Origin of the sequence: Pseudomonas baltica, from assembly GCF_031880315.1 — a bacterium.
In the GTDB taxonomy this organism is placed as follows: Bacteria; Pseudomonadota; Gammaproteobacteria; order Pseudomonadales; family Pseudomonadaceae; genus Aquipseudomonas.
In genome coordinates this window covers 2,093,486-2,117,372 of sequence record NZ_CP134771.1, presented here as the reverse complement: position 1 = coordinate 2,117,372, position 23,887 = coordinate 2,093,486, and the positions used below count along the sequence as shown (strand labels likewise).

The window sequence follows — 23,887 nt, the reverse complement described above, 5'->3', positions numbered from 1 at the left end:
GGGGGGCTTGCCCCCGATTGGCCCGCTAGCCGCAGATGATTTGACTGACAGGACGCCCCTCGCCACAGGTGCATGCCAGACAGGCTCAGAATGGCGGAGGCGAAGGCCTGCGGCGCCTCCTGAGGCACGTTATGCCTCACCCCCGGTTGATCTGCCGCCGATACGGGCCAGTGAAGTGGCCTTTGTCAGGATCATCGACCGGAGGCGGGGCAACGGTGTCTTCTGCGCCTTGGATCACCACGGCAGGCACCGCGATTGGCGGTTGCGCGGCCAGTCGCAGTTCGGTGGGGTCGTACCGTGGATCGCCCGCCACTCATCTGAATCGATGACGATAGGAGTGGGTCACCACATCGATAGCTGACGCGGCCTGGGGGCACAGAAAAGCGGGGTATCAACACTGCAACTAGGCCTGGCGGCCAGGTAGTACGGGGATTTGAAGCGTATGAGATGGAGCAGGTAGAGGGAATCGAACTTTTATAGGACAAAAAATCCCAGAAACGCGTAGATGTGTAGGTGCCCACCTCTCGAAAATCCTTGAAAAGCGTGTAGGTGTGTACTCCACGATGCCTATAGCTTGGTGCCGCATCGTAAGCGACGCCAGAACATCCGGTGATCCTCTCTTTACTCACATGTGAGCCAGGGTGCGAATTTGTGCCCCTTGGCAACTGAATCCGAATGGCCTTCAGAAACGGGCCAGCCGGTTCCCCTTGCATTGTCGAAGAGATAGTATTGAGCCATCACTCAAGGGCAGTCGAATGCCCAGCGAGCTTTGCCCAGCGCGGGGGCGGCGCGTAGGAGCCCGGCATGGATCGGCGAACCAATCAAAACTCAGCCATTCATAAGCCATATCTCAAAGCATTTTTGGGAAGATCTAGTAGTTCCTGAAAGATCTCTCGATCTGGCGTACAAACCTGCCATCGTCACCATATATCTGCCGCAATCCAGCTTATTTAATGGAGGTGCAAAAGGTATTTCCATCGGCATGGGTGAATGAAAATCACAAAAAGGAGTTTGGCTAGATGATTAATGCAATAAATTTTCAAGCGTGGGACGGTGATTGGAGGAGCATTCCCTTCGTAGCATCCGAGGGCGGCTGTGAAAAACACGGCTTTAGGTGCACTGTAGTCACCGGGCAGAACGGCTCGTATAAAAGCACAATGCTTCGAGAATTGGTGGCTGGCCTGATTGCTCCGAAATCCACTGAGACGAAGCTTGATGTCAGCGATGGCTCAGTCATGAACCACGTCATCTGCGCATCCGGCTCTGTTGCTGACAGATTTCCCTCTAAGGAAAAAGCAGGTGGTGGTAGTACCGAGTTTGCGACAGAACAGTATGCTTATATCGGTCAGAGGGTTGGGGCGAACCTCCTTAGCAAGAAACGACCTTTTGAGACCGTGATTGTATTTGCTTTAGATAGAAGCAAGAGCGAACGTTTCACATGGCCTTTCTATAAACAGGCTCATGAGTTTGCTAACATCATGCCGGATCTAAACGTGTCGGTCTTGGTGCGTAAGGATGGGCTTAAGAGATCCAGCAGGCGGAGCGCGGAGGAAAGCGGGTACTCAGTGAGCAAACTGAAGCGATTGTTGAATATGGAGGACGCTGATCTTTCTGGCCCTGTGTCTGATGACGTGGCTCGGCATATACTGGAAGAATTCAGTGAAAACGTCTTCAATGACTTTATTAAATTCATGTCTTCCACTAAGGCTCGACTGATCTTGAGTATGGGGAGGGGAGGGATTCATTGCAAAACTGCCTCTAACGAAGTAGTCCGCTTGGGCTTTATGCTCGACATTTTTTCGCTTCGCGATGTTACAGTTAAGCGAGCCGGAAGTGATCTTGAATTTTCAATTTTCGAATTGAGTTCGGGCGAGTATCATATGTATACAAACCTGATGGGGCTAGGGTTCGGGGTCGAAGAGGGGTCGCTGATGCTCTTGGATGAGCCTGATAATAGCCTCCATCCACAATGGCAGCGAGACTTTATGGCGGCAGTGCATGGGATCTGCCAGATAGGAATGAAATCTGGACATCTGGTTGTATGCACTCACTCTCCATTGATCGTAAGTGCCTCATTAGAAGGCAGTACAATCGTTGATCTCTCCAATGATGAACCCGTCATTAGCGTGGCATCTTATGGCGCTTCATCTGATGATATTTTGCTTGAGCAGTTTGGCTTGACTTCCAGTCGAAATCGAATCGTAGTGGATGTCGTCCAGCGCGCGGTTTCTATCATAGAAAAAGACGGCTTTGCACATCCTGATCTACTCGCATTGACGGATCAGCTGGTCTCAATCAAGTCGGCTCTGAGGAGGGAGGATCCTTTAGTTGAGGTGATTGATGCGATCCTTGGAGAGTCGGGCAATGATTAAAATAGGATTCGAGCAAATCCATCCGATCCCTGTCCTCCCCGCTGACATTGTTGTCGCGAATCTGAAGGGCCTTAGCTGGAGTAGTGGTGTGAATGCTGTCACTGCATTCAAGGACACACTCAAACCCATGCTGCGTAAGGTACAACAGGGAAGATGTAGTCTGTGTCGGCGGTTTCTTTACGATGATTATGCTACTCACTTGGAGCATTTTATCGAGAAAGGTATCCATCGGGACTTTACATACGAAGTTACGAACTTATCTTTGTCCTGTGGGACGTGCAATATAAAGAAGAATGGATATAACCGTACACTCAATAGCCTGATCAAAAAGCGTGCAAGACGTAAAGGGCAGCAAGCCAGCAAGTACTGTCCAGTACTCGCTGTGAAAATTTCCGCTAATGCTCCAATGCCCGTTTCTTCTGCTAGCTATCGCTGGATTCATCCTTATTTCGATCGATATTCAGATAACATTGAGATCGAGAAAGGATGGATATTCACGGGCAAATCTAGAAAAGGGCAGAGGACAATTCGTTCCGTGAAACTTAATGCCTTGGCACAAATTGAGCGAAGAGCACTCGCGGAGCGATTGGAAGCACGGCCCGGTCGGCTATCGAAGCTTTTGGGGGCGACAGCCGAACTGGATAAATACAGGGCTGGGCACCTCTTCAAATTGGTGACAAAGCAGCTATGGAAACGCCGAGAGGCTTCCGACGTCTGAGAGGACGGTACCAATGTGTCGATCTCCCGCTTGCGCTGGTGATCGACCACTTCAGTTCAACGGTGAGCTGGCCCCAGCTCAGTCCGAGAAAAAACTTAACGTCTTGTCCGGGATCAGTTGACCACTACACAACCCCGACGCCGGGTTAAGGGATACGTTTCTCGGGGGCAAGGTCAGCCAAGAGGCTTCATGTGGAAATGGGTCTTATAGACTTCTTCGCTTTGTTCAAGCGCTTCAATGTGACGCTTACTTCGCTTGAAGGGATGCAGGGGCGAGACTACCGCTACACTTGATTGAACGGAGCCGGTCGCTGCTCCCCTGTTTGAGATAGTTAGTTAATTAATTAGTTTAAGGGCATCAGGAGGCTCCTGATGCCAACTATTTATCAGTAACCAATGTCTAGCTCAGTCGTCGTAGTCGTCGTAGTCATCCTCTTCGTTCTCTGGGTAAAAGATACTTTCTCCGGTTCTGTTGGTTATAAAGCATACAAAATTGTATGCCGCTAGTGTGTAGTCAAATGTTCGTAGTGGTATTGTGTTGATTCTTTTGTTTTCATGATTCTTGAAGTGTTCGAATTTTATTAGATCTTTGTCGACTATGTAAGAGTGTTTGATTTTGTTGTTCAGTGTCCTTAGTTCGTTGACGGTGGAGTATGAGCTGGCTTTATTTAGGTTTGCGTTGTGATTCGTGTAGTGTTTTTCAATAATATCCCATCTGTGTGGGGCGCGGTTCCCAGGAGCGGGGTTTTCAATAAGTTCTAGGCAGCGAGTCAAAATCTGCTCTATTGTTGCCCATAGATTAATAACTAAGCTTTCATTGGCGATACACTGTATTTGTTCAAGCTGTGCCACTTCGTTGAAGTTTCGGAATGCCAATCGGGCGGAAGAGATTTTTTCTTGATCATCTCCCATATTGTCGAACATGCGGCCGTAATGTTCGTTGAAGGCCTCAAAGACTGGGGCGATGAGTTCATTGCTTTGCATGTGAGTGAACATTGCAAACTGATGGAACATTACGATGTCGTCAATTCGTTGAATAGCTTGCAGTCTTAGATTTCCGCGTGCGCGCGATAGAGCACCGTCAGGAAATCTATAGGTTTCTCGCAAAAGCGGCTTCAAAGTTGTATCGTTTTGGCTAAGTGCCTGGGTTGCAGCTAGCGTTAGTGGTGATTTCACAAATTTACCTTAGCGTTTTTTAGTGGGCTGGGTTTCAGTGTTTGTTAATCGGGTGTGGAGCTAATTTTCTTGAATTAGTACGGTATGAACCTAAAGCCCGTTATGGGTCGCTGGAGGCGATCTACCTTGAACCTCACATAGACGAGAAAATGGAGCGATTTCTGTCCGCCTGCACCACTTGCATGGCTAAGCCGCTGGTCTAACTGTCAATGGGCAAGTGGCTTTTGAGTTCACCTGCCTCCATCGATAGGGCGGTCAATAAGGGCGATATGTGAGCCCAGGGCATGGTTCGTCATCAGCGCAGGTCAAATGAGGAAAGCGTCGTCTAGCCGGAAGCCGAGCTCCCCTGGGCTTCCCTGAACCTTGAGATGATCAGTCCGAGAACTCTACGGTTGCATGCACGAACTGCTGATCATCCTCATCTTGCCAGAAGGTGTGGGTGCATTGCTTGCAGCGAAACTGAGTCATCGGCGGATCATCTCTTTGCTGCTGGGTTTCGAGGTCATGACCGTGGCATACGTGGCAAAACAGATCCCAATCGGATTTCGCGGCTGCCCACTGCGACAGATTGATTTTGACCAGAGGTAGTGAAGCTTCGATGAGTGAGGCGCAGACATTCGCCCATGCTTGGAAGCGCACTGGCTGGAAAACATGGCCTTCCCACTCGCCTCGATCAAGGCCGGTGTTATTCAGTTTCTCTTCGTTACCGTGGATATAACCGTTGAGCAGGTCGTAAGCCTCAGAAATAGTGTTTTCCATTTCCACCGAAATGATCCCTGCCTTACGCAAGCGAGGGAGCACCCCTTTGTCTCCACGTAGCGTCGGCGATCGGTAGTCGTTGGATTTCCATTCCTTGTACTCATCGGGCTGTTTGCAAAAATAGATGGGCGAGATGACGCTTTCGATGAATCCTCGCAGCACTTGCATAGCTTGACGGTAGTACAGCCCACTCGCCAGCTGGACGGAGCACATCAGATCCGACCGAGTCTCAAGCATGTGTGAAAGAGAAAAGTATCCCGCTTCAGACAAGACGTTTCCGATAGTCTCTTGCCAGGCTATCAATGCCTTGGCCAACCGCCCAAACACCGGATCATGTTTAAAATCAACCAGGGAGACCGACTGTGTTCTTGCTCCTAGTGCCGGCTCCGATTGAGTTGCAATCTCGGTGAACTGGTCTGCTAACTCCAATGCTACTTGGATCGAGCCTTCCAGCCTGATGTCCGCCTGATCCTCATAGCCTGTGCCTGCGAGGAGTTTGTTGATGTAGGTATGCAAATCGTTTTGCGTGGCCCAGGCAGTTATGGCCTCGGGCGCGAATGGCAGGATCGAGAGCGCATCTTGCGGAAGAATTTCTTCTGGGCCCGCGCTGGTGGGAAAGGTTCCTTCAAAAACACTGTCCATAGATTCCGATGTCCTTCACAGGATTGGCAGATTGTCAGATTGCAAGGTAACTGCAGCGGCTAAGTGACGATGCCGTGTTTCAGTCGTACGATCAATTCGAGCGCGTCCACGATGAGCATGTTCATTGGTCGTGAGAGGCTGCTGACACCGTTGTTGAAACTGCATCGTTATGCAGCTTCGTCGACCTTCGCTAACCTCTTGAACATTTCGATCTTCTCAAATTCGAGTTCCTTGAGGATCGTCTGCTTCGCTTCATTCTTGTCCAGCCCACGACGGGCCTCATCGAACTCGATCTTCTTTATGCGCAGCTCAATCTCACTCTCCCGATTGTGACCATTGTTGAAGTCGGTAAACGCCAGGGATATCACGCAATGGCCATCCATGGCGGAAAGACTGAACCGAAACTTTGTAGTGGTCAACTGATCCCAAGGATATACGGGCGCAACGAACTCTGTCCCTGCGGAAGCGGTGTTAAGTACAAAAACTGCTGTCTCTAAACTGCGCGTAGCGTCGTCATGCTGAGGTCTGAATGCAGATCAACGTGGGCAGCCTCCCATCATCAGAACGGCCCGCCCTGTGTACAGCAATGCCCTGGGGCGGGCTCCGGAGCGGCATTTACATTGGTTTTTGCCACTCAGAGGTCGCGTGACGGTACCGGGGGTTTTGAACCTTCGGACTGCCGAATTTTTCTTTGTCGATAACGAACGATTTGGCCATGAGGTCTCGAACACCACCGAGGCGCTCCATAGACGTCAGCTCTGCCGTGATGTCCTTTACGACGGTCGTGAACGCCTTGGTCGACTGCGACTTCATGAACTCAGGGGTGGACAGGGCAAACTCGCGATCCGGTAAGCCCGGAATGCCGGCCCATCCAGTCATGGTGTTAACCGCTTTGATCAGGAAGCTTCCTTGGATGCCTTGGGCAGAGGGCACGCCGTATTTGCGTTTCAGGTCGCCGCAAATCTTGTCAACATCGCCTATCAATTTGGTCACCAACCTGTTGCCGTCACCGATGCCCTTTTCATCGAACGCGACCCGTATTTCCTTCAGAGTCTGTCGGATGGTGACGAAATGGTCTTCGTTGCGAATCTGCTTGGCAGCCATGATCGCGTTCGGCACGCTGCCGGAGACCTGGGTCATCCAGGCTGAGAAAAGCGGCAGGTCGAGAGCGACAGTCTGCGCACCCCCGTGAGATTTGATTTCAGCGATGCTCGTCTGTGTTTTGCTGGAGAGGTTGGCCAGGAGGCGAGCCGTGAAGTCGTGACCGAAGAAGCCGCTTTTTTTCAGCCAGTGCAACTGATAGGCATGGCGTATCGGATGAATAAACGAGTCGGCCTTAAGGTGCTTAGCTGCCATGGAATAGTAGATGGATTTGTAGGCCAGCCAGTTCAGGGAAGCGATGAACATCTCCAGCTGCTTTGTGGCGCCGCCGAAATCTTCGGGCTTCTTCCTGGCGAAGTCTTGCTCGGTGAAGACGTGGCCATCGGAGCCTACGAGTTTCACTTCTTGCGACCAGCGTCCACGTGTGTCGCCCACATCTGCCAATTCGGCAAAGATTGCAGCGGTCAAGGCGCTGTACTTGCCGTAGGCATCAGTGGCTTGGTGCCCGAGCATTCTCATGGTCAGGTAGTACACGCTGGAAGATTTATCCCAGGTGCAGACCATGTTCATTTTCAGCTGCTCCAGGAGACCTGCGAAGTCCTCATCGACGAACTTACCTCCGCGAATCTCGGGGCGGATCAGAGCGGCTTCCCGTTGTGCAACCTCGTCGACCGTCTGCAGTTCGAACTGGGTTGGGTCAACGAAGCGCAGGTACGGGAACTGCTTTTTCCGCGCTTCCCGGTGCTGAGGCTTGTAGTTGTCGATGCACAACAGGTCATCATAGAAAAGAATGCCCTGGAGGAAGTTCTCTACAGCGCACAGGTCTCCATTGATCGTGTCGGTGTTTTGTACCGTGACAGCTCCAGTGGCACGCTGGACAGCTGTGAGGGTGGCATTGTCTAAAAGTGCGTAGGTCATGAGCTCGTTGCCCTGTCGTGTTGTGGTTACGATGATAACCACTCCCGGCCAGAAACTGAGCAGGCCGAAAAGCATCGGTGGCCGTTTCTATCACAAGGTTGATTCGCGCCAACTAGCGGATGTTGAGCGGGGGGGGGGCTCGTCGGCCCGTCATGCGGATGATTTCGCTCCGGCGGTCAAGAGAGCGTTTCGAGAAGCGCGTGAGGGTATCTGCTCCAACCCTAACTGCGACGCGTCCAGCGTCGACCATACTTAGGCCACATCGCGCTGCGTCCAGCGCCTGCGGCCTGCACTCATCGCCCGAATTTGGGGCTTTGCGCCGCTATTCGTGCTGTGGTGTAAGCGTTGGCGAACTCTGACTGGTCAATCGTGCCCTCCGTTAGGCTCTCATTGAGCTCGGTGAAGATTCGCAACCCTTCGCCAGCCGCTACAGATTCCAACTGAGCACATTTCGAACCTAGCAACCGGATGGAAACCTTCTCAAGACGCTCGTCCATTTGGTCTCCATGGTGAGACTCGACCAACAGCCTGTAAACCGCCCAGAGTCGTTTGGCACAAGCCTTCGGCAAATGACCCATGAGTGCGGCGGTGATGATCAAAAGGACTATGGTCTCAAGGGCCTGATCAGGGGCATCATTTTTCATAGCTGCTTTGACATGCCAGTGTCGCATCAGCGCAGCTAGTCCAGTCTCAGGAAGCTGAGCCTGCTCCACTAGTGCATGCAACGCCGATGCTGCATGCCCCAGCGATTTTTCAAAGGGCACTCGATAATCCCAGAGCGCCGAGATCACTGAAATGAGCCTAGGTTCAGCGTCGAGGATTTCTACGGCTTGACGTACGGTTCGTGCAGTATAGGCAGCCGGGGGGAGCAGCCGGACAATTTCGGATAGCTGTACGATTACCCCGACCCGCCATTCGCACAGCTGCGCAATTTTGCCGGCTTTTTCAATAGGGGAGAGCTGCCCAACCTCTGTCATTGCGGTCAGGACATCAAGCGTGCAGAAACCGTCGACCTCGGAACCTGCAGCACAAAATATCCGCAGCGATTCGTCATCAGAATAGAGCCGGTACCGTTCCGGCTCTTTGCCAAGTATCTCCACGATTTCACTGTTGCTGCGCCCAATGACTCTGGCGGGCGATGCCTCGCTTGCCACCTCTGGAGGGGAGGGCTGAAGGATCGAGGCGAGATGGGGTTTCAAAGCGTTCTGTAGCTCCAAGCATTTGCTTCGCTTTGGGCTTCCAAACACGGGGTTCGTGAACTCGGCAAGCTCCTCCATCGTGGCCTTGGCCACCGCAATTTGACCGAAGAAAGTGATGACGGCGTCGATCAGCCCCAAGTCGTTAAGGACTAACAGTGCTGTCCAATCCAGCAAAGGCACTCGCTTGCGCAGGTCATCGGCACTGGTCGGCTGCCAACCTGTATCGTTGACCATTGCCAAGTGATACTGGCGATCATCCCGGCTGGACACCTTGGCAATTTCCCACAGGTGCACGATATCGCAAACGTAAGACAGCACCAGTCGTGGACGCCACGAGAAAGGAACGGTATTCAATCCCTGCTGTAGGGAGCGCTCTAGCCGCTTCTGGAAGGCCTCTCTGTCGGGCGTCATTCCAGTCAGTGCTTTCAGGCTTTCCACCAACTCCGTGCCAGAGGCGCCCTCTCGGATTTCGCCTCTCCAGAGCATCCGGGAATTCGGGAAATTCCTGAAGAATGCATCAGCTCGTGTGCGGAACTGCTCTCTATCCCTGGCAAGGTCGATGTCACTGCGTCCACCCAGAGTGCCGCTCAGGTGCATCATCAAGTAGGTGCCTTCCTGGCTCTCTACACTCTGATCCACCAGCTCGCCCGCTCGCAGGGCCAGCTCCAGTAGCCGTTCGCTCGTTGGGTCGGAAAACTGAATGAGAAAGAACAGTAACTTAACGAACTCCAATTGTTCCCCTTTGGATCTCGCAGTTTCGAGCGCTCTTTCCGCTGCCTCCACGGCGTCATCGACGTAGCCGCAACGCGTGGCAATCGTCGCATAGGTGTTCAGTGCCAGTGGATCGTCAGATCCTGTGGCTACAATTTTCAACAACCGATCGCGGGCCTTTTCCGTTTCGCCCAGGTGATCAAGTGCCAATGCCTCGAAGGCTCCCATTCGATCGCCAGGCTCAACGCGAACTCGATTGCTTTGACACAGCTCTACGATGCCTTGCCAATCTCTCAAGGTCACCAAGGCCAGCCCAAGCCGCGCAGCCACCGCAGGCGAGAGGACATAGTGCTCAGTGATCCTTTCGGAGAGTCGAACACACGCCTGCGCGCTCTGCGGGTCAGTAGGGTCAAGCTCGTGGATGAGGGTGAGTGCAATACTGACGGGCCGATCCAGTTCTTCATACCTGGCCTGCAGCGTCCTCAACGCCTCATCCTTGGCCAACCTGCTCATCTCCAACTGGAGATAAAATTGTGCGAGGGCGGCTTCGGGGGCCAGAGCAGGATCTGCTTCGAGCAGCCCCATCCACTGGTTCACGAGGCCGGTCTGAACTGATTTGTGCGCCGAAATAGACGCTGCGGTGACAGCCGCCCCAAACAGGGGGTGGCTGCGATCCACGTCACCGACGTATGCGCCAAAGCCTTGATAGCACGCCCGAAATTTACGGGTTTCATAGAGCAGAAGCGTGCCCCAGAACTGCTTGTCAGGTGAGTCGGGCAACTGATCATTTGCCGACAATGCGAGGGTGAAGTCCGCCAATTGACCCGCAATGCCCCGCAAGACCTCATGGATATGGGGCAAGTCCGGGCGCTTCTGCGCTGCATCCTTCAGGTCTGCAAGTATCGACTCTGCCTTGCCAAGGGCCGACGCTGTGGCCCCCCAGATGTCGACGAGCTGCTCTATGTTGGAGCCCCAGCCAGATGCCTTTATGGACAGGACAGCATCGTTAATCGCAACCCAAGCTTCCTCAAGCTTTTGAAGGTCTACACCCGGAAGACCTGCGGGTGGGATAGATTCACGTCGCGGCGTAGTGGCGGTGGCCACTGCGAGGGAAAATTTGGCTCGGGCCCTAAGCAACAGCAACAGTTCACGAATGTCATCGGACGCGTCACAGGCTTCAATGCCCGCCTCGCAGTCCGTCAGGGCATTTGCCGGTTCTTCAGACAGCCAATGTGCAAACGCTCTGGCGAAAGACCGTTGAGGTTCCGCAAGCAAATTCGCCTGCTCAACGGCCAACTCGTAATGCCCTTGCACGGCATGCAGCCGGGAGCGAATGGCAATGATGGCTGGATCTGCACCCTCCAGTAAATCATGTAGCTCTGCAAGTGAGTCGCTATCGTTCTCGAATCGGATGCGGATCTCCGCTTCCACCTGGGCTGCTCGGAACTTGGGGAACGGCGTTACCTCATACGCGTTCTGGTAGGAAGAGACTGCCGCTCTGTTATCTCCCGTTTGAACCTGCCAGTTGCCACGTAGGCGCCAATATTCTGCGCGCTCAAGGGTGGCCGACCCTTCGAGTTTTGGCTCTGCCTCATCGAGCTGGATCTTCGCTCGATCCAGCGCGGTGACCTGTAGATCTGCCTTGGCCTGAGTCAAGTTCCAGGCAAGCGTGCCGCGAGCTGGGTTGACCCAGTAGTCTTCCGTTGGGCCTGCCAAGGCGTTCATCAGTGCGGAGCCTCGTGCAGCCACGCCTTTTACCACGCCCTGAACCAGGGTTAAGCGGTCATCTGCTTGCATCCCTGGGTGTGTTTGCTCTGCGCGCTCACTCAGGATATGCCCCATGCGAGACAGTTCGTTCTGGTGGCGAATGTCCTCCGAGAGATCCGTAGCTATTTTTAGTACGTTCTTTGTGGGCGCACGAAGGGTGACGGATTTGCGTTCAGCGGACAGATCGTCGACCGAGATGCGATTCAGCTCATCCCTGAGCCAAACATAGTAAAGGGGGCAGTCGACAGAATCTTCGTTCACCGATAGGTCGCAGATCACCAGAAGTACCGGTTCTACGGCTCGGGCGTAATAGCGGACAGTGGTGGCTTTCAGAGACACCGAAATGTATTCGCCATCCGCCGTCAGGTTCGGAGAGCGGGTGCCCTTAAGCTGGATACGGAAAATATCCGTCGCTTGTTGATTCGGCGTGGTCTGCACTTGGAAGTCATAGCCATAGTCGTCAGTCCCTTCCAGGCTTTGCACTCGCCAATTCTTGGGATGTCGAGCCATCAGGCAACGTGTTGCATCGGCATTGATGTCGTGCTGATCACCCGTCCCAGGTAGAGGCCCGTCAACTGGCATGGTGCTTCCTCGGTATTATCAAAAATGGGTGCTGGAGGCTTGAACGGCGTTTTGATGCAGCACTATTTGTCCTGAGTATACCGGGCGTCAAACCGGGTTTGGGATCAGACTATGGGATCAATATCTCTGTAACTGGGGCTGCGAGTCAGGTTGGGTGCATCCCCCATGTTGTATGAGACCGCCCAAGTTTTTCCGGACAGCGGCCCATCCACAACGCTCGATAATGGCTTCCTGATGCCAGTCCGGTTACGCTGATGCGTACCAGGGAGGAGGCGCAATGAGTCAGTACCTTTTAAGTTTTGCCAGGCAGAACCTTGAGGGGCGTACTGATGCGTACCTGGTGCTTCTCTGGTGTATGTACCAGGCCAACCAAAGCAAGGGCCGCTACTCCGACCACATCAAGTCACACATCACCACTGCGTCGGATCAATTGCTGGGTCGTAACTACCAGCGCGTCGCTGCTCGCTTCAAGAAAGTGCTCGATAAAAGGCCTGAACTGGATCGGATACCACCCTCGGGCTTGGGGGCATTAGATCACCTGCGCGTCAGGAATTTCCGGGGCTTTGGCGAGTTTGGTGCCGACGACAAAGGCACGTTCATTCGATTCAGTAAGCTGAAAAACATTTTCTACGCGCCCAATGGCGGCGGCAAATCATCGCTCTGTGAAGCCATCGAAATTTGCACCACTGGGGACATCAAGGAAGCCGCCAGGCGCAAGACCAAGGTCAAGCAGTACATTGCACGAGGAGAAACCAAGCCCCAGCTCGCTCTCCTGGGAACGAATAAGCTCAAAATTGCGCCCAGTATCAGTTGGTCGAGCTGCTTCATTGATCGCAATCGCCTTCAGGAGTTTTCGCTGCTGGGCTCGAAGGACACTGGTAGTGGCGAAAGTGATGTCTTGGCGACCTTGTTCGGCCTGGAAGAGCTTCAGGAAGTCATTTCCCGATTCGTGCGCCCTGACAGCTTTACGCTCAAGGCATTCATGCGTGCCGACCAGGCCGAGGCCCTGGCGAACCTTGAACGCGCACGAACAGAGCTTGGCCAAGTGCGGAGCAAGCACAGGGCAGATCTCTACGCTGCGATTTCGCAAACCTGTCAGCTCTTGGGGCTGCGGGCCGATCAGGATTTCGAAATTCGTCCAAAGGTACAGCGGCTGCGCAAGACGATAGACATGCACATCCGTGGGGCCGAGCGACTGCGAGCGGCCAAAGCACCGGTGGTCATTCCCATCAAGCATGTTGCGCGTACGTCTGCCATCGCCAAGCGGTTGCTCAGCCGCAAAACGCAGATCGAGACACTGTTTCTGCAAAGGGCCAGTGACGTTAACTATCGCGCTGTTTTTGAAGCCTTGGAAGCTTTGGAAGCCACCGAACCGCCGTCTGAGCAGACCTGTCCCGCCTGTTTGACGCCCCTTGACCAAGTCACGGTGAACCCGTTTGAAAGGGCGCGTGATCAGATCAAGGCGCTCGGGGCTCTGGAGGCCCTGAAGCAATCCAAACAGAAAAATGATACTCAAGTTGTCCTCTGGGCTTCAAGGATCGCGACCGGGGTCAGTTCCGTGAAGGCCAATGCCTATGCCGATGTACCCTGCCCAGTGGCGATGGACGTATTGGAAGCGGTGCTCACAGAGTTCCATACGGCCACTGACCGCTCGACAGTGGCGGCGTCTGTCCTCAATGCTTTCATCGCGCTCTGTGCTGACAGTACAGCCCAGATCGAGGCCTATCTGCGTGCCTGCGAACGCAGGCAACGGGAGGTTGATCAGGCGGAGGTTCAAGCGGCTCGTCTGGATGCGCTCATCGAACACCTCAAGCAGGTCGATGAGTCGCTGAAACGACAGTTTGACCTCAAAACCCAGGCGCTAACCGGGTTCACAGACGCCAATGACAGGATGCTTGCGCTGATAGCGCAGAGAACGGCTTTGCTCAACGACTCGGTGGATAACAGCCACTTCAACCAGTTGCTCAAAGATCTTGAGGTTGAATACCGAACGCTTTACGGCGACCTGTTGGACTACAAGCTGGAGCTTGAAAAAGCGCGCATTACAGGGATCGAAGCCAAGGCTGCCGAGTACTACCGAGCGATCAATAACCACGACGATGACCATGAGCAGATTGAGACGCTGGCCTTTGAAAAGCTTACGGAGAGCTACCGGATCAAGATCACCAACGTTGACGGCTCTCTGTTGGATGCGTTTGCTGTGCTCAGCGAAGGGCATCTGAGGGCACTGGGCTTGTCGATTCTCTTGGCGATGGCTGAGAAAAACAATTTTCCGCTCATCGTTTTTGATGACGTCGTCAACGCGATCGATACGGATCACCGATCCAACATCATCGACTTGTTTTTCAATGATGACTACCTGCGCCGGATCCAGATGGTGGTGACGACCCACGATCGCCTCTTCTGGGAGCGCTTCTGCATCATCGCTGATCGCCATCCTCAATCCGACCAGCACGCAAACCATGTGCTCAGCTATACGAACAAAGGCATCGTGGTCATTGATCACGCGGGTGGTTTTCAGAAAAAGGTGCACGTGGCTCTGTCGGTTTTCGACGTTCGACAGGCGTTGCTGTATTGCCGGATATGGTTCGAGTCCATGGTGCTGGAGTTCTGCATTGAGAACGGCGTGCAGGTCACCGCTAATTTCAACAAGTCGCAGCTGAAGAAGAGCGTGTACCTGCAGGTTAGCTTGGAGCACACCTTCAAGCTGGTGGAACCGTTCATTGACTACGACCTGTCGCACTTCAATTTCATCAAGAATGACTTGGTGAACTGGGGTGGCCAAAATCAGGAGCACCACGCCTTTGATGAAGGAAGCTTGAACTTCGTGCACTCCAAGACCAGTGGTGAGGTCTTGAAAATCTACGATGCCATCCGTTTCTTGGAATGCCAGCTCTTCATGGACAAAAAGAAGGACTTCGGAGAAAGGTACCTTGCTGAGGTCAATGAAAAGATCGAGAAGGCCCGCAGGAAGCTAGCAGGCCTCGCCAGAGCTCCTGAAGAGGTGCAAAAGGAACACCGGGCCGGGTTGAAGGCGTTGGAAAAACGCGCCACTGAACTCACCCAAGAGCTTGAGTTTATCGAGCGCTGCATAGTGAGCGTGGCGGATCGTGAGCGAGCAGGGGAATTGCCAGCTCAGTTGCCGGCCATTTAGCGTCACATTTGGCAAGCCTCCGCTTGGATGAGCCGACCTAATCGAGCTCAAGCCGATGTACCAGGGTAGGCGGATCACTATTCAGGGGTACTGCCTAGCTAATCGAAACAGCAGCAGTGGCCATCATCTATCCATAGAGGGTGCATCCGGGGCCCGGAACTGGGGGTTGCAACTTAACTGAGTGCTATCGCCAGGGGGAAAACGGGAGGGGAGCGGTAACCTGATCGAATATCGTCTTGGCGACGTCGTACTTGATGAGGTGCTTGCCGTGTGGCGTTGGGCGGACAAACGCCCGAATCTCCGCAGGCCCAAAAGTAAAATGCCTAGGGAGATTCAGGTGCCTTTTAGCTGAACCGTCAGCACTGTTGCACTGCTCACAAATGGTTATCGGAGCAAAGCTAGTGATCCGGCAGAGCTCACCCGGCTGAGGCTTGATGCCGTAAGCATTTGTGCCATGATCATGATGAGTGTGAAGACCCGCAGCCCAGCCTTCCCGCTTGTCCGGTCGGTGGGGGAAAAGCATTGTCCAGCGGAGTAACTCAAATTTCGTCCGATCGCAGGAGGGGCACCTCCATTGGTCACTCAAATTTGCGTACAAGAGTCTGCAGTGCGCCCTGGACTTGCCCCTACCAGACCGGACACCAACTCCCCGTTAAATTGATGCTGCTGCCAAACGCCTAAATTCTCGCGGCGACCGATATTTCAAAGCGCTGTGCGGATGCTGCTCGTTGTAATGCTCGAAGGCAATCGTCAGATTGCGCAGCGCTGTTTCTCGATCCGGCTTGGGCATGTGCGCCACGTAATCACGCTTGATCGTCTTCACGAAGCTCTCTGCCATGCCGTTACTTTGCGGGCTGCGTACCGGTGTGGTCACCGGCTGCAAGCCGATCTGGCGAGCAAACAGACGCGTCTGCTCGGCGATATAGGCCGAACCGTTATCGCTCAACCATTGGACGGACGTGCTCGGTAGTTGATCGCCAAATCGCTTCTCCACGCTTTCCAGCATCAAGTCTCGGATGTCGTCACCGCTGTAGCCCGTCGGGCTGGCGACCCAGCTGATGGCTTCGCGGTCACAGCAGTCCAGGGCAAAAGTCACGCTCAACTTCGCACCGTCGTCGCAGCGAAACTCGAAGCCGTCCGAGCACCAGCGCGTATCGCTGGTCGTAACGGCAATCCTGCCTTCATGCCGGCGCTGCACGCCTGGCTGTTTGATGCGGCGTTCCAGCAGCAGATTGTGATCGCGCATGACGCGGTAAACCCGCTTCACATTGATCGGGGCCAGTGACTGGGCTTCACGCTCGCGGCGCAGCAACCCCCAAACACGACGGTAGCCATAGCTCGGCAACTCGCTGACTTGCCGCTTAACCTCAGCGACCAACTCCGTATCGTTCACGAGCCGACGTCGCCGTACTTTGGGCGATACCGATTGCTTGATCCGAACCGTTAATTGCGAGCGCGACACACCGAGACATTCGCTGACCAGTTTCACTGGTCGTCCCCCGGCAACAAGGGTGAGTGCGCAATCCATTTTCGCGACCGGGCGATCTCCACGGCCTCTTTGAGGACTTCGGCTTCCATCGTCTTCTTGCCCAGCATCCGTTGTAATTCGCGGATCTGCTTGAGCGCGTCGGTCAGTTCCGACGCAGGTACAACGGCCTCGCCAGCACTGACCGCCGACAAGCTTCCGTCCTGATACAGCTTGCGCCACAGGAACAGCTGGTTGGCGTTGATGCCGTTGCGTCGAGCCACCACGGACACACTTTGTCCGGGTTCAAGGCTCTCGCGAACCATGGCCAACTTCTGCTCGGTACTCCAGCGGCGCCGGCGTTCCTGGCCGAGCAACTCGCCACCCTTATCGTTGCTGTTAGTCATATACATACCCGTTTGCCTATCCCTTATCTTAAGGGGGGAACGGTGTCCTGTCTTTCATGGGGCTCGTTCACGCCCCCTCAAAGGCGAGGTAGTCATCCCATCCAGGAATTCGCCTGGCATGGTTGCTCTTCAGCGTCTTCTCTCGGTTGAGGTTTCTGACTCGGGTATCGTCGCACGACAAGCACTGACCATCGGCTAAGAACTCGGGTTTGCAGGCGCAGATTCCAGGTGTCACGAATAAGCCCTCGTAGTACCACATGTGACCCAGATGGGACGGCGGCTGAGACCCCGCAAAGCGATCATCGCTGGGTGCTAGTGCATCCGCAAGCCACGCATTAGGATAGTGATATCGTCTAGTCGCTCCTGGGCGTCTACGTGATGACGTCTGGCTAATTTCGCAAGGACGCAATTACCTGTTTACCTCGGCCTCGGAATCACGATAGTTTGCATTGATGGGTGGCGTTTGGCCGCTATCGTCATGCAAGGGAATTACCAGGGATGACCCTCGTGGATAGGTTATGGATGGCGTAAGTTTCAAGGAGGTTGATCAGTACGCGTTGTGCTGTATCGAGCATCTATCTGATGAGCTCAAGGATGCCCTACGGGAAAATCTGACGCGGATATGCCATGGCGTTGACCAGGCGAGCCGTGACAGAGCTTTGTACAAGTACCCGGCAACCCTGCGTGCGTTTTGGGATCGATACTCCGGTAAAACACGCAAGACTCAGGTAGGAATGCTCGGAGAGCTCCTGTCCCACGTTGTGATCCTGAAGCTTTTCCCTGGCTTTGACGTTGTCTCTCCATTTTTCAACATGGAAGAGAAAAGCATCCGCAAGGGCTTCGATCTGCTGCTCTATGAATCGTCAAGCAAAGAGGTCTGGATCACCGAGGTGAAATCCGGTGGGATGAGGGTGGGCAAGACCCCATGTACTGCCACTCGTGATCTGCTCGCCAAGGCCCGCGATGATCTAAAGGGGCGACTCGCGGAGCAGGAGATGAATCATTGGCAGAACGCGATCAACGCGGCCCGCAACTCCATCCACGCCAAGGCTGATTTCAGGGACTCCGTGCTGGAGATTCTAGAGCTTGAGGCTGACATGGCCGTGGGGCAATCGGCGACTGCAGCTGACAATAACGTCTTTCTGATATCGGCCCTGTTCAGTGATGTCTCCCAGCGCGTTGCAGAAAAAACCATCTCCAAGTTCACAACTGACCTAGCAAGCGGGTCTGTCTTCAAAACGCTGGTGGTGCTGTCTCTGCACAAGGGCACGCTGAAGCGTCTAGAGGATTTTTTGAAAGCGGAATCGGGACACTGACATGCAAGAGCTGACAATCAGGAAGTTAGCCAACACGAAATTCAAAGACCTGTACTTCCGCCTCCTCAGCAAGGATGAGATGGAAGACTCGGAGGTCGTTAAGCTGCTGGCTATCGCAGTGCTCTTGCTTAACCATCAGACGCCGGAGATTGTAGTGGTCAACTGATCCCGGACACTGAATTGAGTTTTTCCTCAGCGACCGCAGGCGCTAGCCCTTCGTTGAACTGATGCGGTCGCCGCCAGTTGTATCGCCCCATTAGGAATCGGCCGATATCCTGTTGCGCTAGCGCAGCGCTCATGTAGCCCACCGTCGGTATCCATTCTGTTTTCAGACTGCGAAACAGCCGCTCCATCGGCGCGTTATCGTGGCAGTTGCCGCGCCGACTCATGCTCTGTGTGAAGCGGTATCGCCATAGTCTTTGGCGGAAACTTCGGCTGCCATATTGGCTGCCCTGGTCGCTATGAAACAGTACGTTTTGCGGCCTGCCACGCTGCTCGTAAGCCATGTCCAGTGCCTTGATTACCAGGTCGGCGTCGGGCTTGGGTGAGAACGCCCAACCCACAACACGGCGGGCACAAAGGTCGATGACAGCTGCTAGATAGTGCCATCGACCTTCGGCCCAAACGTATGTGATGTCACCGCACCAGACCTTGTTTGGGGATGCGACGGTGAATCCTCGATCAAGCACGTTCGGAATATCAGGTCGCTCCACGGTCGCCTTTTTATAGGCATGCGAACCGGGCTGTTTGCTGATCAGGTTCATCTCGCGCATCAACTCGCGCACCTTGAATCGCCCGATCTGCATGCCGTCCTCTTTCATCATCAGCATGATGCTCCGGCTGCCCGCAGCGCTTCGGCTTTGCGTAAACAGCTCGTTCACGCGGCTGCGCAAAACCACCCGTTCGGCATCTGGATACCGGCGTTTTCGGCAGTACGCGTAGTAGCAAGATCGGGTTACTTCAAATACCGAGCACAACAGATCAATCGGCTCTTGAGCCCGCAATTGATCGATTAACGCGAACGCTCGTGTTCCTCGGCCATCAAGAGCGCGGTGGCCTTTTTTAAAATCGATTTCTCTCGTTCTAGCCGATTGATACGGGCTTCGAGTTCCTGGATTTTTTGCTGCTCAGGTGTCAACGCCTTGCTGGTCGGCGTGACGCCGCCACGTTCTTGCTGGAGCTGGTTCACCCAACGACGCAAGGCCGACTCAACCAGCCCAAGCGAACGGGATGCCTCGTTATGGCTGTAGCCTTGGTCGAGCACCAGGCACGCAGCCTCGCGCTTGAACTCAGGGGTAAAGGTACGACGTTGCTTGGTCATCAGACACCTCTCTGTGGCGAGCATTCTCACCTAAATGGGTGTCCGGAATCATTAGACCACTACAGATCAAGCGTCTGGGCTATCGGATCATCCTGTTTTACGGAAACCTCACTGGCCGATACGAAGCCCTCTACGATGTCGCGCTCCACCACGGCTTGCATCCTGTATCAGCCGTGATCGGTAACAACTTTCCAGAGGACGACTACCGCAGCGACTCTTTCATCCGACAGATTGTAGGAAGCTACGTTGACACGTTCCGCGATCAGGGCATGGTACTGACCGAGCAGCAGGAGGCGCTGCGCACGTTTGTCCAGTCCGAGTACGAGCACTCTTCCGTGGTAGTCGCCCCGACGTCGTACGGAAAATCCGAGCTGATCATCAAGTCAGTGAACGATAACCCTCACAGTAAGATCCTGATCTTGGTGCCTTCCAAAGCGCTCCTAGCACAGACCAAGAAGCGCCTCATTTATGCTGATATTGAAGGTTTGGGGAAGGTGATCTCCCATCCTGAGATGTATGTCGAAGGCCGAAACGATCGAGCATTTGTGCTGACCCAAGAGCGCCTGAGCCGGCTGCTGAACGATCACCCCTTGCTAAGCTTCGACATGGTGTTCGTCGATGAGGCGCACAACCTTCTTCAGAATGATCGACGAAGCGAACTGCTGGCGACCATGCTGTGCATTCTGGGAGCGCGCAACAAAAAGACCACGTTCAAGTTCCTCACTCCCTTTCTATGTGACGAGCTCAACGTCAGGGTGCGCTTTCTGGACATGATCCCTACGGGATTCAGGATTGATGAGTACATCAAGTCAGAGCGCTTTTACCTGCGAGATTTCAGGCCAAACAAGGGGGATGGAAAACTCAAGCTGTACGACCATTTCCTCAATGTCTGGCTTGATATTGACGGCAAATACCAAAATTGCTTCGAGCTGATCCGACGCGAGTCGCTCAACAAGAACATCATCTATGGAAACAAGAAGAAGAGCATTGAGGCATTCGCGGTGGGCTTGGCCGCGACACTGAAGCCTGTTGATTGTCCCCTCATTGCGCGTGCATGCGACGAGCTGGAGGATGCTTTTGATAAACGCTATCGCTTGATCTCGTGCCTCAGGAAAGGCGTCATGTATCACCATGGCTCTATCCCGGACACCATCCGTTTATACCTTGAAAATCTCTTCAGCGCCTCGGAGAAAATGAGATACCTGGTGTGTAATTCAACGTTGCTGGAGGGGGTGAATCTACCTATCGAGCGGCTGTTCATCTTTGATTACACAAAAGGGCAAAGCAATCTCACGTCGTCCCAGTTCAAGAACTTGATTGGGCGGGTCAATCGCTTCAGCGAGGTCTTTGCGCCTGAGGCGCAGGCTTCACTGAAGAAGCTGGAGTCCAGCATTTATCTGCTCGGAGTCGAGGGGTTCACCAGTAAGCGGGCAAATCTTCAAAGCTTTTACCAAAAGGCGGTGAACGTCTCGCAGGTTGACCAGGATAGCGTCGGCAATGTGATGCTTGAGGCCACTACCATCGTGGATGGCAAGATTTCGAAACTGTACAACGATGCGGTTGAACGTCTGGCAAATTTGCATCCCGGCTTGCTGGGGGATCGTCCTTGCCAATACGTGACGACCGAGCTTGGAAAGCTGATGATCGCCAACAGCATCAGTGAACTCGATGTTTTCAAGCATGAAAAAAATATTGATCGACGGATCAAGAATTCGGTCAAGACGCTTGGGCAAATCAGCGACGTTGCACGACTGATGCGGGCTGTCCAGAAGCTCTTCATCGCAAACTTCGAAGAGAGCCGAGAGCACCGCGATTTGCTGCGTCTCAACGAGCTCCCGGCGCTTAAGTTCTACACCATGCTTCTGGATTGGAGGTTGAAGCGATACAGCCTCAAGAGAATGCTCCGGCTAACCCTACGGTACTGGAACAAGCTTGCCGAAGAAGGCGTCACCGACCACGTTTTTGTGGGCAAATGGGGCGACTCGACCTTCGGTGAGAGCGTGTACGAGAACTGGGTCAGGATCTCTCAGAAAGATGATGCCGAGCGCATCAACCTGGCTATCGTGCATTTGAAGGACGAAGAGGATTTCTTCGACAACCGGATCTTCAAGTTCGTGGAAGTGCTCAACGGTGTCGGTGCTTTGGAGGCTGGCTTCTATAAGCGGATCAAATACGGTACCGACGATGATCTCAGGATCAAGCTGATTCGGGACGGCTTCAGCCGTGGCCTGGCCGACCTGATGCTCGCAGATTATGCAGAAATGGTCAGCGTGGGATCGGATGGCGAAGTCCACGTCGACTCGCGTATCGTCAGAAAAATGATGAGAGACAAGGTCAGCGATCTGATGATCTTTGAGGCGAAAATGAGCATCCGAGTTTGATCGTGACCGCTGGAGTTAACAGCGTGGCTCCGGTGGTGGCGAGCTCTCTGGGCTTGGCTCCAGCAGGCAATCGACCGCTTGGCCTGGGTGAGTGACCCAGTGCTCCCTACATGGTCAGACCATGAGCATAAGGCCGGTGCCGGTTGCGCGAAGCCCCGTTGACCAACTCACGCCCTGGATCTGACAGATCAGACTTTAGGAGTTTATTGAGTAAGCTGAGGCAGAAGTGGGTCAGGCAAGACGCCGTATTAGAGAAATCGACGGTGCGCCAAATTTTTGAGGCTTGTGAGAAGGCTGATGGCGGCGCTGCGAGGGGGCTCGGCCCGCCTAGGCGCTAGGGCAAGACTGCCTGGAACGCCCGTAATCATTGGCTGAATGGTGGAGCGGGTAGAGGGAATCGAACCCTTATTGGACAGAAACGCCTGAAAGCGTGTATCCGTGTAGTCTTCAAGTCGTCCGAACCTCGGTATATGCTGAGTATTCTCTGATATCACCATGGTGCACCGTGGTGCATGAAGCATTCGTACTCTTCTAGCGATGCTCGATGCGGTCTATCCTCGAACCTTGTGCCGCTCAACCATAGGCTAGCGGGGGGGGGGCATACCCCTCTCCCGATTGGGTACGCTCGCCATCAAATAGCATTCTCCAAAGGCTGGATCTCACATTCGTTGACATGGCTAGGGAGATCCTGCCAAACGCTTGCTAGGTCGGCGCTATCGAGCAGGTAGCGCCCTTATCAGCACATACTAAATTAGCCTACGGAAGCGCCATACGTTTACCTTGGAGAGTTGCTATCGCGATGCTTTTGCATGTAGAAGTCATTGAAAGGTTAAGGGATTTTTCCTGGCTGAAGATTTGTTCATACGACCCCGGGACAGGTGGACACCAGAGTTTACGCCCTCACTTATCTTCTTGCTGAAATGAAAAAGTCCAAAAGGGCGGCATCGTCACCGATGCAAACGTTCATTCTGGAGTTCACACAAATCCTGACACAAGGATGGTTTAAGCTAAGTGATTTTATCCAGCTTCATGAGCGTGTTGCATGTCTTGGTTAGCTCAAATTCAAAACTACCGGTTCTATGCTGAACGAAGTTCACATCGACGTGTGTATAGTCGGCAGTATTTAGTATTTTTTCAACCCTTTTTATAAACTCTAAGTTTGCCTTGATTCCAAAGGTTATCGATTTCAATGCTTCAGCAGGGAATTCATGTCCTCCGGTTCGCCTACTAACTAGTCGGTACTCCTCTTCGTACTTCCATTTTTCCGATTTAACAAAAAGATTGGCGTGCATTAGCTCTGATAGTTGTTTAGTATAAAAACTATCACCTAAATCGTTCTCGTACCGGTTGTCGCTCTCCCAAGGCTTTACAAATTCACCAAGCCTATTTGCTAGATCCAAAAACAAATCCTGATAGGGTGGAAGTTTTGAGTATTTCATGTCCTCACGGATAAATATATTTTTTTCTAGTATTAAGCTTGTGTCAAATTCAATGGCTATGCCTGTATGCGATCCTCCATAATGTGACCATAATAGTGCATCTGTTGGGATTTTAGATAGTGAGTAAATTCCCAATGTAGACATGTACCACTGCAAAGCCCCATTAAGCCCAATTTCTTTTCCGTGCTTATCCATAAATGAGTGCTGGTTCAAAATATGGATCAAAAAAGATTTTCTTAAATATTCTTCACTATGGTGTGGTGGATACATGTCTACAACTTTTTGATATTCGGCATCAATATTTATTTGTGAATCTAAAGGGTCGTTAAGTTGGGCTGCAAGCGGGAAATATATTGTGCGATTTGAAAGTATCTCCAAGGTTCTGCTAGATGGATCTCTATATTTGTATGCTTTCAAGGCTGGTGTCTCGCTCTTACTTAAGTGTTGTAAGTTTATTTAT

Annotated in this window: 15 protein-coding genes; 7 read left to right on the top strand and 8 right to left on the bottom strand. The window is 53.3% G+C overall.

Annotated features, from left to right (window positions below):
• Positions 1-1,019 precede the first annotated feature (1,019 nt).
• Together REH34_RS09225 and REH34_RS09220 are read left to right on the top strand one after the other, a co-directional pair.
• Entirely contained in the window at positions 1,020-2,372 is a 1,353-nt protein-coding gene (locus tag REH34_RS09225; protein ID WP_311971445.1) for an AAA family ATPase, read from the top strand.
• Positions 2,365-3,090 (top strand): hypothetical protein, encoded by a 726-nt coding sequence (locus REH34_RS09220; protein WP_059764587.1) that lies wholly within the window; start codon positions 2,365-2,367, stop codon positions 3,088-3,090. Before REH34_RS09225 ends, REH34_RS09220 begins: the two co-directional genes overlap by 8 nt.
• A gap of 404 nt (positions 3,091-3,494) precedes the next feature.
• On the opposite strand, the gene REH34_RS09215 is transcribed toward REH34_RS09220, so the two are convergent.
• From REH34_RS09215 to REH34_RS09205, 3 genes are all read right to left on the bottom strand, one after another.
• Positions 3,495-4,265 carry a hypothetical protein gene (locus tag REH34_RS09215; RefSeq protein WP_311971444.1) on the bottom strand — a complete coding sequence of 257 codons (771 nt, stop codon included), beginning with the start codon at positions 4,263-4,265 and terminating at the stop codon, positions 3,495-3,497.
• 372 nt (positions 4,266-4,637) lie between these two features.
• Positions 4,638-5,666 (bottom strand): hypothetical protein, encoded by a 1,029-nt coding sequence (locus REH34_RS09210; RefSeq protein ID WP_059764592.1) that lies wholly within the window; start codon positions 5,664-5,666, stop codon positions 4,638-4,640.
• 167 nt (positions 5,667-5,833) lie between these two features.
• Entirely contained in the window at positions 5,834-6,034 is a 201-nt protein-coding gene (locus REH34_RS09205; protein WP_024678814.1) for a hypothetical protein, read from the bottom strand.
• 3 nt (positions 6,035-6,037) lie between these two features.
• On the opposite strand from REH34_RS09205, the gene REH34_RS30165 reads away from it, so the two are divergent.
• Entirely contained in the window at positions 6,038-6,163 is a 126-nt protein-coding gene (locus REH34_RS30165) for an SEC-C metal-binding domain-containing protein (RefSeq protein WP_080269595.1), read from the top strand.
• A gap of 118 nt (positions 6,164-6,281) precedes the next feature.
• Here the strand turns inward: REH34_RS30165 and REH34_RS09200 are convergent, their stop codons facing one another.
• Positions 6,282-7,685, bottom strand: a complete 1,404-nt coding sequence (locus REH34_RS09200) for a hypothetical protein (protein WP_311971442.1) — start codon at positions 7,683-7,685, stop codon at positions 6,282-6,284.
• A gap of 293 nt (positions 7,686-7,978) precedes the next feature.
• The gene (locus REH34_RS09195) at positions 7,979-11,944 is read right to left on the bottom strand and encodes a DUF4365 domain-containing protein (protein ID WP_311971441.1); all 3,966 of its coding nucleotides are present in this window, start codon (positions 11,942-11,944) and stop codon (positions 7,979-7,981) included.
• Between the two features lie 277 nt (positions 11,945-12,221).
• Here REH34_RS09195 and REH34_RS09190 point away from each other — a divergent pair, with 277 nt between their 5' ends.
• Entirely contained in the window at positions 12,222-15,098 is a 2,877-nt protein-coding gene (locus tag REH34_RS09190) for an AAA family ATPase (protein WP_311971440.1), read from the top strand.
• Positions 15,099-15,750: 652 nt separating this feature from the next.
• Here REH34_RS09190 and REH34_RS09185 read toward each other — a convergent pair.
• A protein-coding gene (locus tag REH34_RS09185; RefSeq protein WP_311969563.1) for an IS3 family transposase occupies positions 15,751-16,970 on the bottom strand; the annotation gives its coding sequence in 2 pieces (ribosomal slippage) (positions 15,751-16,625 and positions 16,625-16,970; 1,221 coding nt in all).
• 518 nt (positions 16,971-17,488) lie between these two features.
• On the opposite strand from REH34_RS09185, the gene REH34_RS09180 reads away from it, so the two are divergent.
• The gene (locus REH34_RS09180; RefSeq protein WP_311971439.1) at positions 17,489-18,286 is read left to right on the top strand and encodes a hypothetical protein; all 798 of its coding nucleotides are present in this window, start codon (positions 17,489-17,491) and stop codon (positions 18,284-18,286) included.
• 1 nt (position 18,287) lies between these two features.
• Entirely contained in the window at positions 18,288-18,452 is a 165-nt protein-coding gene (locus REH34_RS09175; RefSeq protein ID WP_311971438.1) for a hypothetical protein, read from the top strand.
• Here REH34_RS09175 and REH34_RS09170 read toward each other — a convergent pair.
• A protein-coding gene (locus tag REH34_RS09170) for an IS3 family transposase (protein WP_311970468.1) occupies positions 18,445-19,607 on the bottom strand; the annotation gives its coding sequence in 2 pieces (ribosomal slippage) (positions 18,445-19,352 and positions 19,352-19,607; 1,164 coding nt in all). The genes REH34_RS09175 and REH34_RS09170 overlap by 8 nt on opposite strands.
• A 38-nt stretch (positions 19,608-19,645) precedes the next feature.
• Here REH34_RS09170 and REH34_RS09165 point away from each other — a divergent pair.
• Positions 19,646-21,988 carry a DEAD/DEAH box helicase gene (locus REH34_RS09165; RefSeq protein WP_311971437.1) on the top strand — a complete coding sequence of 781 codons (2,343 nt, stop codon included), beginning with the start codon at positions 19,646-19,648 and terminating at the stop codon, positions 21,986-21,988.
• A 1,007-nt stretch (positions 21,989-22,995) separates the two neighbouring features.
• Here REH34_RS09165 and REH34_RS09160 read toward each other — a convergent pair.
• Complete coding sequence (locus REH34_RS09160) at positions 22,996-23,844, bottom strand: DUF2971 domain-containing protein (RefSeq protein WP_311971436.1); 849 nt, start codon at positions 23,842-23,844, stop codon at positions 22,996-22,998.
• Between the last annotated feature and the right edge of the window lie 43 nt (positions 23,845-23,887).

Excerpts from the sequence above, each read along its gene's own strand:
- REH34_RS09225 (WP_311971445.1), top strand. The coding sequence starts at position 1,020 with ATGATTAATGCAATAAATTTTCAAGCGTGGGACGGTGATTGGAGGAGC.
- REH34_RS09220 (WP_059764587.1), top strand. The coding sequence starts at position 2,365 with ATGATTAAAATAGGATTCGAGCAAATCCATCCGATCCCTGTCCTCCCC.
- REH34_RS09210 (WP_059764592.1), bottom strand. The coding sequence starts at position 5,666 with ATGGACAGTGTTTTTGAAGGAACCTTTCCCACCAGCGCGGGCCCAGAA.
- REH34_RS30165 (WP_080269595.1), top strand. The coding sequence starts at position 6,038 with ATGGCCATCCATGGCGGAAAGACTGAACCGAAACTTTGTAGTGGTCAA.
- REH34_RS09200 (WP_311971442.1), bottom strand. The coding sequence starts at position 7,685 with ATGACCTACGCACTTTTAGACAATGCCACCCTCACAGCTGTCCAGCGT.
- REH34_RS09195 (WP_311971441.1), bottom strand. The coding sequence starts at position 11,944 with ATGCCAGTTGACGGGCCTCTACCTGGGACGGGTGATCAGCACGACATC.
- REH34_RS09190 (WP_311971440.1), top strand. The coding sequence starts at position 12,222 with ATGAGTCAGTACCTTTTAAGTTTTGCCAGGCAGAACCTTGAGGGGCGT.
- REH34_RS09180 (WP_311971439.1), top strand. The coding sequence starts at position 17,489 with ATGGATGGCGTAAGTTTCAAGGAGGTTGATCAGTACGCGTTGTGCTGT.
- REH34_RS09175 (WP_311971438.1), top strand. The coding sequence starts at position 18,288 with ATGCAAGAGCTGACAATCAGGAAGTTAGCCAACACGAAATTCAAAGAC.